Source organism: Pedobacter psychrodurus (assembly GCF_032678585.1).
GTDB lineage: Bacteria > Bacteroidota > Bacteroidia > Sphingobacteriales > Sphingobacteriaceae > Pedobacter > Pedobacter psychrodurus_A.
Window position 1 is genome coordinate 1 of record NZ_JAVTSN010000038.1, and the last position, 15402, is coordinate 15402.

Below are 15402 nucleotides of genomic sequence, written 5' to 3' on the forward strand. Positions count from 1 at the left end.
GAACTTATAATCGTACAGACAGATGCAGAACTGCTTTTCGATCAGCTGCCGGATGAAGGGCATCACGATCCCGAAACTTTTACCCGATCCCGGTGTACCGATCAAAAGGGTCCCTCTGAAGACATTCTCGATATTGATAAACCCCCTGTGCACCTTTTTGCGGTAATAAAAAAGACTGGGTATGCTTACCTGGTAAGGCCCGTTTTTTTTCCTGGTAGCCTGCATGAAGGATTCTTCCTCAATGTTCCAGCGGTCCTTGCCAAGGCGTGAGCTGATGATCTTGGAAATGTTGCCCATGGCGGCATGGATCAGCACGGTCCCAAAAAAAAGAGATGCGCAGTAGGCGGTTTCTCTCCAGCTGAACAGGAGAAAAACCGTTTTTCCAGGCAGGCCATAAAACCACAAGCCCCCAAAAAACGGCAGCAGCCCCAGGCTTAAGGGATAAAGTATGGCCCGGCGGTAGTCCAGGTCTTTCTCCTTTTTACTTAAAGTGCCGATACAGACCAGTACCACCAAAGTGAGGATAAAAGCCCTGGAATATACAGGAAGGGAATAGATGGAGAGTCTTGATATGGCATCATACACCCTTATCAGGCCATATCTCCCAAACTGGGGAAAATTGAGCAATCTGGGCGCGCAGATAAAAATGAAGATATCCATCGCGACACAGAGATAGATGCAGAACTGCATAAAACGGTGCAGTCCCTGCTGTTCTTTACTTTCTTCCATTTTTTTAAGGCTTTAATATCCGGAGCTAAAAGGTATCCGCTCCCAGTAGATCCCCATATTTTATGGGCAGGGTAACGGTCCTGGAGGAAAGCTGCTTTTCGCTCATTGTAATCTCAAGGCGCTTTTCATGGGAAAAAGCGACCTTTTCGATCACATAAATATTCCTGGATATCCTGGAGAAACTGCGAAGGGGATAGAGTGAAAATACCGGACTGAGGGCTATGGACTGTGAGTTTGTAGCCCTATTGATCTTTTTATCTTCCAATGAAAACCTGAGTTCTCCGGCATCATAAATGAGCTGGGAAGAGTTCTCGAAACAAAGGTCCAAAAAGATAAGCTCCCCGACGCTGTACACTCCTTTAAGGCTGATACTGATCCCCTGCATGGTCTTTTTGCGCAAAGGCCGTTTTCCCCTTTCCAGCAGCATATCCAGCGCATGTGATTTTATGGCAGGTGTGGAAATCCGCTTACGCTGGGGATCCAGGGGCAGCATCGCCCCGGGCAGGATCTCGATTTCCGTAGCGGGGGCAGGTACTGCCAAAGAGGATCTTTCCAGCCGGTATTGGGCCATAAAAGTTTCCCCTACTATGGTAATGGTCCCCAATGGATCACCCTGGGATATTTTAAGCGCCGAATCGGAAGGGATTTTAATGCGGAGCACATTTTTTAGAGGAAGGTCCCCACTGATACGCTGATCAGAAATATCGCTGTAACTGATCGGCTCGGGAGAGCGGAAATGCAGTGAAGATCCTGGGGACACTGCGATACAGGGCAGATCCGATAAGGGCCTTATGCCCTTGGACTGCGCAAAAAGAGCTTGAGAGAATAGCAGCATCAGTGCTGCAGTAAATATTTTTTTCATAATCAATTGGCTTATTGTTATTTATTTAAGGAAAGTTGCTGGGGATCGATCAGGTATACCATGGCTGCAAATCGTATTTTTGCCTTGTTCGCGCGGACCAGGCGGGTGAGCGCTCCCGAGCCGGACTGAAAGACCCTTCCCATGATGCTCATGAGCTGCCTGTTTTCTTCCCCACCGCCCGCTACGGACATTCCCTGCAGCGGCGAGCTGCCGAGTTCCCTTGTGAGATCGCGGAAAGCAGAAGAAGGTACATAAAGGCCCTTTAATCCGTCCAGATCATAGAGCTCTAAGTGCACGGGAAGGATGCCCCCTTCACTGAGCAGAGAGGAAACCGAGATCTGGATGCGCTGGGAGGAAAAGGAAGAAACCGTTCCGTACACCAGGCTCCCTTTTTTTAACGTGACTGTGCCTGCCCTGATATTTTCCAGGATCCTTAAGCGGATCCTGGACCCGGAATAAGCAGTCAGTTCCTGATCGATCATAGCCGGGATATAAGCCGGCGTACCCTGCTCTGCCCTAACGGTATTAAAGGTTCCCTGGCTTCCACGCTCAAGGGATACAGTGAGGTTCTTCACTTCCCTGGTGGAATCGCCATTCCCTGCAGGCTTTTTTCCCTGCATCAACTGGTTACGTTTGGCCGGATCGTTTGCTTTTCCAATACTGTCCACAATAGCCATCTGCGCCCTGAATACTGCCATGGGATCTCCCGGATCTATTTTTTCTGTAACAGCAGCCTCGCTTTGGACTGACCTCATGGCCTCAATTGCTGCAGCAAGCGCGCGGTCCTGGGAAAGGCTGGGGGAAATGTGTTTTTCATTTGGCCCGCGGTAATTGTAAGAGACCTTGGGCACTGGGACGGCATCTGCCTGATCGATTCCATAACGGGACTTTATCGAGGATTCAATGGAGTCGAGCATGCGTTTTTCCTTCTCGGAATAGCCTGCGCCGCTCATCGCCGGAGCCTGCTGCTCTTCTGATAGACTGCCAACTGCGGTATAGCCGTCCCCTTTTCGGTAACGGTCCTGAAAAGCCTGGAGCTTATCCTGGAGCTTTTGCCCTTTGATCTGCTGGGACACCCCGGCAATATCGCTGCGCAGGGAATCTGCTGACAGTGCAGGATCCTGCGGGCCATTAGCTTCCCGCTGCCGCAAAACGCTGTACAGTATGATAATAAAGGGCAGGCAGATCAGCGGGATGACGTACCGTGGACTTTTAAGGTTGATTTTTTTCATGGTCTTGGATATTAAGCTGAAGTTTTTTGATTTTTTCCATCATTTCCGCCATACGCGTGCTATCGGCTGCACCGGGCCCGGTTTCAGCCATCATCGCACCGAGCTCAGCCTGCATTTTAAACACATCGGAAAGCTGGCCTGCAGCATGGTAAGCACCGCCGATCTGGCCTGCTGCCATGTCCGGGATATGGGCAGACTGCTGATGTTTTAGCGGCCCGCTCCTGAGCAGGGTAAAGCATAGTAGCGCAGAACCTGCAAGAAGGAGCAGCATCAGGCAAAAGATCAGCCTGGGACGCCGTTTAAAAAGCAGATCTGCATGACCTGAAACCCGGCCCCGGGAAACGGAAAGCTGCCGGGTGAGCTGAGAGAAGATATTCATCGTTTTCATAAGGATAAGGAATTGATTAAAGCGGGTTTTTGGCGGTATTGGAAAGGTCCCTGTTTTCCAGGGTCTTCCATCCGGTGATGATTACCGCGTGGGGATTGTTTTCCGAGCGTGCCGAAAGATCGCTCAGGTGGCCCTCGGTGAGCAGTGAACGGGTAATGACCGAACTCATACGGTCTATCCGCTGGGTTCCATAGTAGCGGAAATATCTGTTCTTTTCATCTAAAAAGATAGAATCTGCCTGAATGGTGAGCACTGCCGAAGAAGAAAGTACAGAAGAGAAAAAACTGCGTTCCTTGAGGTTGTTGTACTGCTGCGCCCCGCTTTCATCAATCAGGTACATCGCCTGCCTCATCTGGCTCTCGATGTATTTTTCATCGGGGATGAGTGAAAAGAAAAGACTGTGGAAGCGGGCAATATGTGCCCGGTACTCAGCGGCCCTGTTCGCCTGCACATCCACTCTTTTGGCCATAATGGGAATATTGCCGTTATCGAGCAGATAGATGCTTTTCCTGGAATCGCTTACCTGCCGATAGGCAAAGAAAGACACTACCGAGGCAATAGAGAAGCACAGGATAAAACTTCCCAGGGAAAGGAAAGTAGCAAGGCGTACCTTGCTTTCGATATTTTTGATCAGCATATTCTCATCCTCCCATCGCCTGAGTGGCCATATTTCCCATTCTGCTCGCGCCGGATCCCATCGCGCTGGCTGCAGAACTCACTCCCGAGGTGGAGACGATCCAGGTGGAAATGCTCGGCACGGTAAACATGGTAAGGGCCCCGATGATAAAGGTGATGATCACCATGCCAAAGGACAGCACCCCGTTGGCGGCAAACCAGCCCAGTTTTTCCATGCTCGCCCCCGAAGGGCCAAGCAGCTCCTGGTACCGGCTGATTTCGGCTTCCAGGGCGTAATGCTGAAATAGGGAGGCCACATACATGACCAGAAAACCGATGCCCGAATACAGATTGACCGAAACAAACCGGGCAATCCAGGTTGAAAAGGAATCCCTGAACATGGGCAGGATACTCGCTGCAACGGAAAAGGGCCCCAGGATGATGAGTATGGTGGAAAAAATGATCTGCATGATAAAGATCACATACACGCTGATCCTCAGTATCCATATCGCCAGGGTTTCCAAAAGAGAGGTGGCCAGCAGCTGAAGGCCGATCTGCAGGCGGTTGCGCATTTCCACAACCGGGTTCCAGACCTGGGAAAATCCTTCCTTGACCGAACTTTTTACAGATTCCCAGGCATGTTCATACCAGCTGTCAGCTTCCTTGCTGGCCACCTCGGTCTCTGCCTGAACCTTCAGAAGCTCATCGGCCACTTCCACCATCAGCTTTGCACGCTGCATGCGCAGGGAATTGATATTCTGCTGGCTGCCCTCAAAAAGCGCGGCAGTGCGTACCTCCACGACTTCTTCGGGATAGGCAACCACCCTGGTAAAGACCGGCCACCAGAGGATGACCATGGCAAGGCCGAAGGGCCTGAGCAGGGGCATAATTTCCAGCCTTTTATCGCCAGAGATCATCTCATAGCTTTTAATGGCAAAAAAAATAAGCATAAAAATTGCGCTGAGTGCCTGCGCATCGGCAATAAAGGCATCATAATGGGTCCAGATGGTGGACTTCATCTGTTTTAAAAAATGCATCATCCCCTCCTCGTATACCCCGTTCCCCTGCAGGAAATTAAAAGTATCCTTGAACGAATCCGGCACCTGGACCGGGTTGGACTGCATAAAAAAACCGGCGGTGCCGGTCAAAAAACTTATGGTCTGCATAATTATAGTTTTGAATGTTTTAAAATCCTGTCTGCTATTTCAATGTCCCCTTTTGCCCTCGGGCTGATCCCCTGGGTATCATCCCTGATAGCGGACCTGGCCGAGGATATGGAGATATACTTCCAGGCCAGGCGTTTTTTCTCGGACCAGGAAGCCTCTATCGTACGGTATTCCATGAGCAGCCGCTGATAGGACAGGAGCCGTTCACTGCGTTCAAGCGTGGTTTTACGGGTAAGGAAAAGCCGCTCGGCAAGACTGTTGCGCTCTGAAGAATACCACTCGGACAGTCCCGAGGATATCAGGTACTGCCTTTCCTTTTCTCCAAGATGGCCCAGGTCCAGGGGAGCGGGGCTGACAAGGAGCGGAGAAAATTCATGACGGTAATACAGGTTCCATAAAGGGTCAAGATCGCTGAGCATCCCCGAATACGCAGACGCCTTGATCAGGGCCTGCTGCCGCAGGGTATCACTGTGTAACCTGAAGCGCCTTTCACTTTCTGCCATGGCTATGACAAGACCTAAGCGCTGGGTCTGGGGCCCCGAAGGACCAAGCGGTCTGAGGTCTGTTTTGGGATAGTTGGGGTGCAGGGCCCAGGTGAGCCAGTAATTGGGATTGAGTCCCAAAAAGCCCGGCTTGGGGGTAAACTTGTCCCGGTCCCATTGTTTGTAAACCATGCGCTCCTGCTGGTTGGTGACCGCGCCGTCGCTGATGGTCCGCTGTGCGCTGCAGAACATTACCTGCATGGCGGTGAAAAGGGTAAATAGCAACTTTTTCATTTTTGTTTAAGTGTTTTAAGGTCTAACAGCAGATTTTCTACCATCCGCTTATCGGTATTGACAAACCCGCCAAAAGGGTTTACTGAGTGCAGCACGCCCTTGACCCTGGCCCAGTACATGCATTTTTTGATACTGAACAGCAGTGCCCGGATCGTTTTGAGCTCTAAGGATATTTTTTTGAGCAGCGCATCGCGCTTTGCGAAATCTATCAGCAGGTCCTTCCCCTCTTTTAATATTAGCACGGAGACTTCCCCTGCGAGCTTTAACCCACGGTCAGAGAGCTGCCGGCAGGTGGCCTCGGCAAAAGCAAGCAGATAAGGGGCCGCCGCAGCCTGCCCGAGCACGGCCCTGCTTTCGCTGATAATCTCCAGGCTGAGCTGGCCTATCTGCCGGACGGCCATCGCACTTTTCAGTCCCTGGTCTACCTGGGTAAGTGAACTGAAGATGAGCTGTTCGGTCAGGATTACCGCGCCAAGGTTCCGACTGATCTCCTTCTGACGGCCATTGATGTCTTCAAGGCTTCCGATATGGAAAAGCTCGGCAGAGATCCTGGCAGCGTTATTTTCCATCACGGCTTTTAAATGGTCCCGGTCCAGGATGATCCGCTGGGAAAAGCCCCTCTGGCAGAGCAGCAGCAAAAGGATGAGAATAGTTTTCATGGTTAGTTTTTTAAGGTTTTGGCCCTTTGAAGGATATTTTCGATCAGGGACCGGTCCCGGTCCACAAAGCCGCTGAAAGGGCTTTTTTTGAGCTGGTATTTTTCCTTAGCCGCCCTGGCTACCAGGCAGAGCCCTTTAAGGGATCCATTGATAGACCGGAGTTCATTTATCACGTGGGAGAAAAGAAGCCTGCGGCCGCTCTGGCTCATCTGTCCCAGATCACCCGTACTCAGGATGATCCCGTAAAGAAACCTTAGCAGCATTTCCGCCCTTCGGGCAAGATCCGCCTGGGCCACTGCCACTAGCGGGATCAGCGCGGGATCATCACTGCACAGCCCGATCAGCTCAGATTCGCCCTGATGGATTTCCCCGATCAGGGGGCGGGCTTCCAGGCCGGTCTGCAGAAAAGCCGCTGCGTTTCCCAGCAGAGAAAAGCGGGACCTGATTTCACGGTAAGTTTTTTTCAGGCTTCCCATCGATGCACTGTTGAATTCTTCAGCCAGTGTAGATGCAGCCTGGTTGTCCCTGGCCCTGGACTGAAGGGAATGCTCTGATTTGCTCTCGGAGACGAGCTGGTGCAGCAGGGCAATATTGATCTGGGCCCAGGTGAGCTTGCAGAGGAGCAAACAGAAAATAAGAATAATGAACTTTTTCATGGCCTGAGCATTTTGGCGTTTAACAGGATATCATCAGCGATTCGCTTATCCAGATTGATAAACCCGCTATATGGATTTAGCGAATTCCAGAACCCGCGCTGCTTTGCCCAGTACATCGAGCGGTAGAGACCATAAACCACCCCGCGAAGAATGCTCATCTGCTGGCAGATGCTTCCCAGCAGCCTGGCGCGCTCTCCAGAGTCCATCAGCCCGTTTTTTCCGCCTTTAAGTGCAAAGGCGGAGACTTCGCTTGCAAGGGCTGTAGCACGGGCCTTAAATTCCCTGGCCCCGCTTTCTGCAAAAAAAAGCAGGGCGGGATTATTTTCGGCAAGTTTCACCGCCCGCGAGGCATCAGTGATGATGTCCTGGGATATTTCATAGATATCTTTGAGGGAAAGCAGCGAGCGCATCACTCCGGATACCTCGCTCAGCCCCCTGTATAGCCCTGCCTGCAGGTCATTTGCAAAGGCAAGCTGACCGGTGAGTGCAAGCTGGGATCTCCCGATCAGCGTCAGTCTGTCGTTTGTTCTGTTGAGCTGAGAATTCATTGCCCCCGATCCTGCCGCCACTGCGGCCGAGACGGCCGGGTCAACATAGATCTGGGCAGAAGAAAATAATGGCCCCAAGAGCATTAAATAAATTAAATAGATCCTTGTTTTCATAATATACCGTTTGGATTGGATGAAGAATTGACCCGGGCGACAAAAGCCTCAAGGGTCTCTCCCGAGGATTCCAGGTCTGCAATAAAGGCATCAAGGCCCTTTTCATAGGACCCCTGCTTTGATATGTAGTGTTCGAGTGCCTGTTTTTCCGGTTTTTCGGTTGAAAAGGTGATATACTGCCGCAATGAGACCTCTACCCCGTAAACCTCTCCGGTCATTCCCCTGCGGATGTAGACTTCTTTGAACCTGGCCCGCCCGGCACGGTTGTCCAGGCGGTTAATGGTAAAAATTTTCTTCTGTTCGGTTTCACTCAGCGATAAAAGCGAGGCCACCTGGCCGTAGTTTTCCCTGAATTTCCCCTGATCGAGCAGGCAGATGGTATCGGAGTTACTGATGATGCTGTCCTTGATGATGGGGTTACCGATGATATCCCCTAATTCCTGGGTGACCACTATGGCCTCCCCCCAGAACTTGCGGACGGTCTTGTACATATAGACCAGATAAGAGGCCATCAGTGGCGATGCGATTGCTTTCCACGCCTCCTCCAGAATAATGGCCTTTCGCTGGTGGTTCCGGTGCCTCATTTTTTGCAGGAAGACATCCATGATGATCAGGGTAACAATTGGGAAAAGGGTTTTATGCTCGCGGATCGCATCGATCTCAAAAACGATGAAGCGCTCACTGAACAGGGAAGCATCAACATGCTGATTGAGCAGCTGGCCGAATTCGCCCCCGCTGCAGAATTTTTTTAGCACGTAGCGGTATTCATCCAGATCAAAACTGATCCGCTCCTGCTTTCTGATCTGCGCGATCTGGGTACAGGAGTAATGGTAGAAAGAATCAAAGCACAGTCCCCATTCTGGATTTTCCATCGCAAAATAATGGGCATAATAACAGGAGATCACGCTGGATATCACCGTATCCTCCACCTGGGAAACTGTTCCCTCAGCCCCTTTGAACAGCAGGGAAACCAAAGTTTTAATGAAATCTTTTTTTTCTATATTATATTCTGCCATGGTAATGGCAAAAGGGTTCATGGTGATGGGATGCTGTTCGCTGTATGTCAGGTAGCGCCCCTTAAAATAAGCGCAGAGCCCACTATAGGAATGCCCGGTGTCCACTATCACCACATCCATATTATAGTGCATGTACTGTTCGATGAGTGCGTTCATAAAAAAAGACTTTCCGGATCCCGATCCGCCAAGGACGAATTTAGAGCGGTTGGCGATCCGTCCGCTCCGCATGGGAAGATCAGCAGGGTCAATGCCCAGAGGGATGCCCCGCCGGTCGGTAAAACGGATCAGAAAACCGGACTGTTCGCTTTCCTGGAGCCGCTCCTTGAATATCAGACAGGCTGCCGCCTCGCAGCTCAGCAGATACCAGTCGTAGTCCTTTAGTGATATCCCGTTACCGGGAAGGACCGAGGAAAAGAGTTCAAGCTGGTTGTAGGCATTCCTGGAAGGAATGATCCCAAGCTGAAACAGCGAGGATTCGACAAAGTTCACCGCCCTGGAAAGCAGCTCCGGGGCAGCGCAGAGCACCAGGTTATAATGTGCATGGATAAGCATCTGGTTTTCCCTTGCCACCTCTTCAAGAAGCTGATCGATATCCTCTACGCACATCTGGTTGGCAGGATCGGTCAGTCCGGCATGGCGCCTGCGTTTGAGCGACAGCCTGGACAGGGTTGAGCTTTGTGCAGGTATTTCGATGAGCTGGTTGTAGACCATGCATCTGAATTGCGGCACGTGATGAAGGAAGGACAGGTTGTCCATGGGAAAATCACTGAACGCCTTTCCATCGCTGTTCTGCTGATAAGTGCCGAGCCTTGAAGGGAGATCGATGGCATCGGTATCGATGAAAGAGATGCTTTTGATACTTTTCTCCCCCTGCTCCAGGCCATTATCTCCGGCCAGAATATTATCCAGGGCTACGTGGCCGGATGAAAAATCCATAGCCAATATACGCCTGGTAAAAAGCTGGATCTGCCGGGCGCTGAGCAGGCTGGGCGAAAGGGAGTTCTGGGCGAGCAGGTCCATGATCTTATTGACCCTGGAGAGAAAATCACCCTGGGCGGAGGCCTCGTATACATAAAACCTTCCCTTTTTGATCAGTCTGGTCAGGGTAAGATAAGTATGGATTTTTGCAAAGGTCCTGCCCAGAAAATGCTCCTGGTAACTCTGCTGCAGAAAACCGCCCTCCCTGTTTTCCTGATAGCGCTCCATGGAAAAAATATCCTGTTTCTGGATCATGTGCCCTTCTCCCAGGATCTTGATGATATTGACCAACAGGTGGTGGAACTCCTGGTATGCAGAAGCATCTGCGGCATATTGCAGTACGGGGTTGACCATTTCTATCACGACCGAAAAATCCCCGCGCCCGGAGTACAGCAGGTCCACGCCTTCCGCGCTGATAATCCCGGAATAGGGAAGTTCAAAGGTTCTGTTTTTTGTTTTCATAGCTTATTTTTAGTCTTGAAGGCTGGATGAAAATGCCCCTGTCCCGCTGTCTGGAATGCAGTCCCTTTTTCTGCCGGTAAAGGATGAATGAAAACATCACCGGAATGCTCAAAAGGGTAACCGCTGAGCCCAGGTACATATTGACCAGGGCTCCGCTTAGCCCGCCGGACAGCAGTCCCAAAGCAAGGGCAGCGGCGCCCCAAGCGATAAATTTTCCTTTTAGCCCTTTATAGCTCAAAGGCTTCTGCAGGCCTTTATAGATAGGATACTGCCGCATAGCTATACTCCGAAAAATGCCTTGATCACCACCGATACCAGTACCAGAAAAATACAGGATCCGCCCCAGCTCATCACTTCCTTGCTGATGTCACGGTCACCGGAGTTCCATTTGATGTAGACCATGACCCCTCCGATCAGACCGACTACCGCGCCGATGCCAAGGATCAGGTTTCCCACCGGATCCACATAAGCAGCCAGCGATGAGGTGGCTGCGTTGATACCCGTTGTTCCTCCCCCTTGAGCAAAGGCACCCTGGGAAAACAGTAGCAGCATTGCAGGGACAAAAAGGGCCCTTGATTTTAGAATTTTCATAAAATTGAATTTAATGGATGAATAAAAATGTTTACAGTCCGAACAGGCCACGAAGAAAAACCCCGGTCAGAAGGAGAAAAAGACAGGAATAAAACCAACCGGTGACCTGGGCATCTATATGGTGCCTGCCCGACTGCCAGTTGGCAAATACACGCAGTCCGCCAATCAGGCCCACGATTGCCCCAAGCACCAGGCTCAGATCTGAAAAACTGTAATAATAGTCGTGAAGAGTGCCCGATGCCCGGTAAAATTCATTGATGCCCGGAGGATCCTGCGCGAAAGCACCAGTCCGGCCGATCCCTGTCAACAGCAGCAGAAAAGCCACAGCTTTATTAGCCTTGCCCATACCGCTGTGGATTTAAGAAGGGATCTGTGAGGAGTAAAGGATACTTTCTTTAAGGGCATCTCCCATGGCCTCTTTGAGTGTTATCCCTCCAGTTGAACTGATGGGCCCTGAACTCAGCAGTCCTTCGGGCAGATCTTCCCGCCCTGGAGAGGTGCCTACACTGATCAGGTCAGCATCCACAGGAACGTCCAGATCAGCGATATTTAGCATCAGGGATGATCCTGTGGATGCAGGGCCTGATCTTCCTCCCCTTGACAGGTCGTAGGCCAGGTTGAAGAGATAATAAAGAAAATAGCCCGCGCTCAGGCAGTAGATAAATTGGCTCCAGTTGTTCATTTTGATATATGTTTAGGATTTATTGTTAAGGTCTGCCTGTTTTGGCAGATAATGATGATAGATCAGATCAAGCACGGGAAGGCTCCTTTTTAAAAATGCCGCACCTAAGCTCATCGAGCTGATGCGCTGAAAACCGATATGCTCAGTGATCCCCGGGCAAACCGGGGCAATCTGGCGGAGCACCCGGTCAGTTTCTTCCCGTAAATCATGGGCTGCCCTGGAACTGACCCTATTGGGCAGGAAAAGCAGGGAAATCCCTTTTTTGATGCGCCTGGAAAGACAGGCAAAATAAACAGAGGAATGCAGCGTCGGGACGTCATAACAAAATGGGATAACCAGCAGGTCGGCAGCCAAAAACAGCGGCACAATATCCTCATTATAGCCTTCAGAGGGAAATTCCACGAGTATAAAAGTCTCCGCTTCTGCACTGAGCCTGGAAATCAACAGGTTTGCACCGGAAAGGCCACAGGCAAAATACTCAAAGGGCAGGGAGTGCTCGAGAATCTTTGAGCGCTGATGAAACTGGTTAAGAGCACCATTGTCCCCTACTTCAATCAGGTAAACCCGGTGATGCAAAGAAGAGAGATAGCTTGCCAAAAGCAGCAGCAGGGAACTCTTGCCTGTCCCGGCTTTGGTGTTTCCAAATGCAATGACCATATATTCTTTTTTAGTTTTTTTTAAGGGGACCCCTTTAGATAAACTCGTTTTCCTAACGCTGAAAAGCCCTGGCCTGCTCTGCTTGCGGGTTCAGGACGGAAGAAGAAGTTATCCTGGAGAGCTCCATGATCTGCCAGCTGTCAAAGAGCTGGCGTTGCTTGTGGTCGATCAGGATAAAACCGTTAACCACAGTGGATGAGAAAAGATAACAGATTTCAAGACCTGCCGCACTGAAAAGAAAATCGGCCAGGTCCGAGCGAAATGCTTTGATCTTTTTTTTTCCTCTCCCCGCACTTGCCTGATATACAGGAAAGGTTCTTCCGCTATGGAGCCCTAATGCCCCTGTGATCAGCGTGCGGATTTCTGCTGCCCTTTTATCGTCCCTGACAGAGGCCTGCAGGCTTCGCTGGAGACCAGCCGAAGGGAGCCGGAGAAAGGTCTTTCCGTACCTGCGGATTAAAAACTGTTGGTTATGTAAAAAAAAACGATAGCCGCTTTTTTCAAAAAGGATGCGCAGTTGAAAAGTACTGCTGCAACGGTAATCCAGCAGACGGGAAATATCCTTTCTGAAGCCTTCGGCCTCATCAATCCCGCAGAGCCTGTTGAGATGTGTTATGGCCCGCACGCGGTCAAAGGAATCCGATATCTTGGTTCCGTCCGGCCGCACGTCAGTTGATACGATATGGAGGTGCCGGTTTTTGGTGTCGGTATGAAAAAAAACCAGATAGGGCTGCCGGGCATAGCCCATTTCAGCAAGCCATTTTTCCGCAACCGTTAAAAATGCATTTTTATGGATATCTGTGCCCCGGATGGAAAGAACCGCATGGAACTGATCGAAACGGCTTGTAGGGTTTAGCGATGCCAATGCGCCGAAATAATGTTCCAGATCTACAGTTCTGAGCGCAGAATAAAGATCCAGCAGTTCAAGGTTTCTTTTACAGAGCAGTTCTGCATCACCGGCATGGACTTTATCCATATTGTAGCGGATGGCTGAAAAACCCACCGAGGTGGTAAAGAGTTTTACGATCATGGTGTTCATAACATTTTTTCTTTTCTGTCCATTCTGATCAGCAGCATCCTGATGGCTTTTTCCAGACAGGTGATATCGGCCTGGTATTCCATCATGTATCTACAGGCATCTGCTATAGGGCTTCCGATAGATATTTCCTTTGTCCGTGATAGGTGATCTTTGGTCTCTGAGATACACGAGCTGATCCGGGCGATATCCCTTGCAATCTGCACAAATACATCAAGCAGTTTTACGGGGTCAACGTCCAGCATGCCCCCATATACTATCTTAGCCCTGATCAGGTCTGAAACTGAAATATTAAGGGAAGTAGTATAGGACATCAGCCGGGTATATTCCCCATCGGTCAGGTAGCAGCGGACCAGGTTGGCCCTTCGGCCGCCTTCTTTTCTTTTTGCCATAATGTAAAGTTTTTGGTAATGGGTTTTATTCTTTTGCAGCCCGGGATATGCCTGCACTTTAGCGTAAATATTGCTCAAATGTGATCCTGCGGTAAAAAAATCAGGCTTACCTCTGTTTCCCTTTTATTGCAGGGATCTGCTTCTCTCCGCCGCGGCTCATGCGTTTCCCTGTCATATGCTGTATTTTTTCATTGTAATCATTAAAGCCCTCGTAGAGTTCAGAGCGGTCAGCCGCCCAGGGAAGGTTTTTCAGAAATTCCCCGCTGGCCTTTTTCCCGGATGGGTCATGGTCAAAAAAAAGCTCCACTGCAGAATAACCCTGCGCGAAGCGCATAGCGGGCTTTAAAAAAGCGACAGAATTCAGGATCAGCACGCTGGCGGCATCACTGGGATGTTCAAGCTTCCAGCTCAAAAAATCCATCATGCCCTCGAATACCGCCAAATGGCTTTCCCCACTGATAAAGCGCATCGATTTTTTGCCAAGGCACCCTTTGAAATGGCTGTTTCTCACCTCCCATCCCCCCAGATCGTTCTGCCAGCCTGCAGCAAAGAGCTCCATGCGCCTGCCGTTTTCTTTTTTAATGCTGTAATAGACTTCCTTGATAAAAGGCCCGGCCACCTCTAAAATCCCGCGCTGGGACAGATAAGCGCTGATTGCAGGATTGCCGACGCTTTCCCTTATTTCCCTGATCTGGTAGCTGGGGTGCCGCAGAGGTATTTCCATTTGCGCAGGCCTGATTGGCGGGGGCAACTGAAGGCTTCCTGAAGCCTCATTCAGTTTTTCCATGGCCTGACGGAAATCGCAGCCGGTCCAGTAAGCGAGTGCAAAATCGATAACCGTTCCTCCCTTTGCCAGCCCGTGGTCATACCAGAGCCCGAGCTTTTCATTTACGCAGAACGATGGAGCGGTGTCATTTTCCCTGAGCATGGAGAGATAAAAAAGCTCTCCACCTGAACGTTTCAGGGGCTCAAAGCCAAGTTTTGAGAGCAGGGAAACCAGATCTGTCTGCTCCCTGATCCCTTTGAGGTCAAAGCGGTTCTCTTCCATAAGTCAATTTCTCTTTATCGGGTAAAATCTGATTCCCTTATATAACCGGAAGAGAAAACCAGGCGTTATGGTACACGGACATAGCAACCAACTGCAGGGAATGACATCTGTCCGTAGAAAGGCCAAAAAAAATGGGCATAACGCTGTGCGCCTGCCCAATGGTCCTGCGGGCGGTGAACCCGCAGAATTTATAGTATTCCGGAACTACTCGCGTCAGCCCCTACGGACCGGGCCTCATGGGCCTGCCAATGCGCTTTCTCCTTTTTGACGTCATCTCAAGGTTTCGCAAAATTTCCCGCCGTAGCTGGGTTAATGTTTCGTTCCTGCATGTCAAAGACCCTTCAGTCCGCCGATGCGGCAACGGTTGCTGTCTGCACACAGGGACAGAACAAAGGTTTGACATGTGCACATTTTTCTTTGACAGTCCTGTAACACTACCCAACGATTTTTTTTCAGAGCGCTGTTTAAACCCCATACAGGCAACATTTCTCAGGCAATTTAAATATTCTGTTAAGCCACTAACAAAGAAAGCTATGTAGAGAGAAAAATTAAGCCCAAGAAGGGGGCGGAAAAAGGTTCCGAATGCAACCCTGTAAATTTTGCGGATTTATCTGACAGTCCTGTAACAGTGCCTAAGGATTTTTAAAACCTTTATAATGGACCAAAAAATCCACTACCATTGGAGCGGTAACAGTTGACCTTACAGCAATATCTGGTTGCCTGTAATTACTGCATCTGCAAGGCGAAACGGTAAGTCATCGGGTTAATTTGCGGGGTACACAATAGTGGCCTGCT

Annotated in this window: 19 protein-coding genes; all 19 read right to left on the reverse strand. The window is 50.2% G+C overall.

All coding sequences use genetic code 11. From position 1 onward, the window contains the following. A partial coding sequence (locus R2S57_RS21850; protein WP_316847067.1) for a YWFCY domain-containing protein occupies positions 1-729 on the reverse strand: 729 nt, incomplete at its 3' end. Positions 730-754: 25 nt separating this feature from the next. Next, a complete protein-coding gene (locus tag R2S57_RS21855; RefSeq protein WP_316847068.1) occupies positions 755-1591 on the reverse strand; it encodes a DUF4138 domain-containing protein in 837 nt (278 codons plus the stop codon). A gap of 17 nt (positions 1592-1608) precedes the next feature. Continuing rightward, the gene (traM, locus tag R2S57_RS21860) at positions 1609-2823 is read right to left on the reverse strand and encodes a conjugative transposon protein TraM (RefSeq protein ID WP_316847069.1); all 1215 of its coding nucleotides are present in this window, start codon (positions 2821-2823) and stop codon (positions 1609-1611) included. Further along, on the reverse strand, positions 2804-3211 hold the full coding sequence (locus R2S57_RS21865) for a hypothetical protein (protein WP_316847070.1): 408 nt from the start codon (positions 3209-3211) through the stop codon (positions 2804-2806). Before R2S57_RS21865 ends, traM begins: the two co-directional genes overlap by 20 nt. A gap of 16 nt (positions 3212-3227) precedes the next feature. After that, positions 3228-3848 carry a conjugative transposon protein TraK gene (gene traK, locus R2S57_RS21870; protein WP_316847071.1) on the reverse strand — a complete coding sequence of 207 codons (621 nt, stop codon included), beginning with the start codon at positions 3846-3848 and terminating at the stop codon, positions 3228-3230. A 4-nt stretch (positions 3849-3852) separates the two neighbouring features. Beyond that, positions 3853-4992, reverse strand: coding sequence for a plasmid transfer protein (locus R2S57_RS21875; protein WP_316847072.1), 1140 nt, complete (start codon positions 4990-4992; stop codon positions 3853-3855). 2 nt (positions 4993-4994) lie between these two features. Next, positions 4995-5768 carry a hypothetical protein gene (locus R2S57_RS21880; RefSeq protein ID WP_316847073.1) on the reverse strand — a complete coding sequence of 258 codons (774 nt, stop codon included), beginning with the start codon at positions 5766-5768 and terminating at the stop codon, positions 4995-4997. Then, positions 5765-6427: a hypothetical protein gene (locus tag R2S57_RS21885; RefSeq protein WP_316847074.1), complete on the reverse strand. Its 663-nt coding sequence runs from the start codon at positions 6425-6427 to the stop codon at positions 5765-5767. The genes R2S57_RS21880 and R2S57_RS21885 overlap by 4 nt, the downstream gene beginning before the upstream one ends. A gap of 2 nt (positions 6428-6429) precedes the next feature. Next, entirely contained in the window at positions 6430-7083 is a 654-nt protein-coding gene (locus R2S57_RS21890) for a hypothetical protein (RefSeq protein ID WP_316847075.1), read from the reverse strand. Beyond that, positions 7080-7745, reverse strand: coding sequence for a hypothetical protein (locus tag R2S57_RS21895; RefSeq protein WP_316847076.1), 666 nt, complete (start codon positions 7743-7745; stop codon positions 7080-7082). Before R2S57_RS21895 ends, R2S57_RS21890 begins: the two co-directional genes overlap by 4 nt. Further along, positions 7742-10201: a TraG family conjugative transposon ATPase gene (locus R2S57_RS21900; RefSeq protein WP_316847077.1), complete on the reverse strand. Its 2460-nt coding sequence runs from the start codon at positions 10199-10201 to the stop codon at positions 7742-7744. The genes R2S57_RS21895 and R2S57_RS21900 overlap by 4 nt, the downstream gene beginning before the upstream one ends. Further along, entirely contained in the window at positions 10176-10478 is a 303-nt protein-coding gene (locus R2S57_RS21905) for a DUF4133 domain-containing protein (protein WP_316847078.1), read from the reverse strand. The genes R2S57_RS21900 and R2S57_RS21905 overlap by 26 nt, the downstream gene beginning before the upstream one ends. A 2-nt stretch (positions 10479-10480) precedes the next feature. Continuing rightward, entirely contained in the window at positions 10481-10792 is a 312-nt protein-coding gene (locus R2S57_RS21910) for a DUF4134 domain-containing protein (protein ID WP_410479099.1), read from the reverse strand. A 31-nt stretch (positions 10793-10823) separates the two neighbouring features. Next, positions 10824-11138 (reverse strand): DUF4134 family protein, encoded by a 315-nt coding sequence (locus R2S57_RS21915; protein WP_316847079.1) that lies wholly within the window; start codon positions 11136-11138, stop codon positions 10824-10826. 12 nt (positions 11139-11150) lie between these two features. Then, positions 11151-11474, reverse strand: coding sequence for a hypothetical protein (locus R2S57_RS21920; RefSeq protein ID WP_316847080.1), 324 nt, complete (start codon positions 11472-11474; stop codon positions 11151-11153). Between the two features lie 12 nt (positions 11475-11486). Then, positions 11487-12131 carry a hypothetical protein gene (locus tag R2S57_RS21925; protein ID WP_316847081.1) on the reverse strand — a complete coding sequence of 215 codons (645 nt, stop codon included), beginning with the start codon at positions 12129-12131 and terminating at the stop codon, positions 11487-11489. Between the two features lie 52 nt (positions 12132-12183). Continuing rightward, positions 12184-13170: a relaxase/mobilization nuclease domain-containing protein gene (locus R2S57_RS21930; RefSeq protein WP_316847082.1), complete on the reverse strand. Its 987-nt coding sequence runs from the start codon at positions 13168-13170 to the stop codon at positions 12184-12186. Then, positions 13167-13559 carry a hypothetical protein gene (locus R2S57_RS21935; protein WP_316847083.1) on the reverse strand — a complete coding sequence of 131 codons (393 nt, stop codon included), beginning with the start codon at positions 13557-13559 and terminating at the stop codon, positions 13167-13169. Before R2S57_RS21935 ends, R2S57_RS21930 begins: the two co-directional genes overlap by 4 nt. Before the next feature lie 106 nt (positions 13560-13665). Then, entirely contained in the window at positions 13666-14607 is a 942-nt protein-coding gene (locus R2S57_RS21940) for a toprim domain-containing protein (RefSeq protein WP_316847084.1), read from the reverse strand. Positions 14608-15402: the final 795 nt, after the last annotated feature.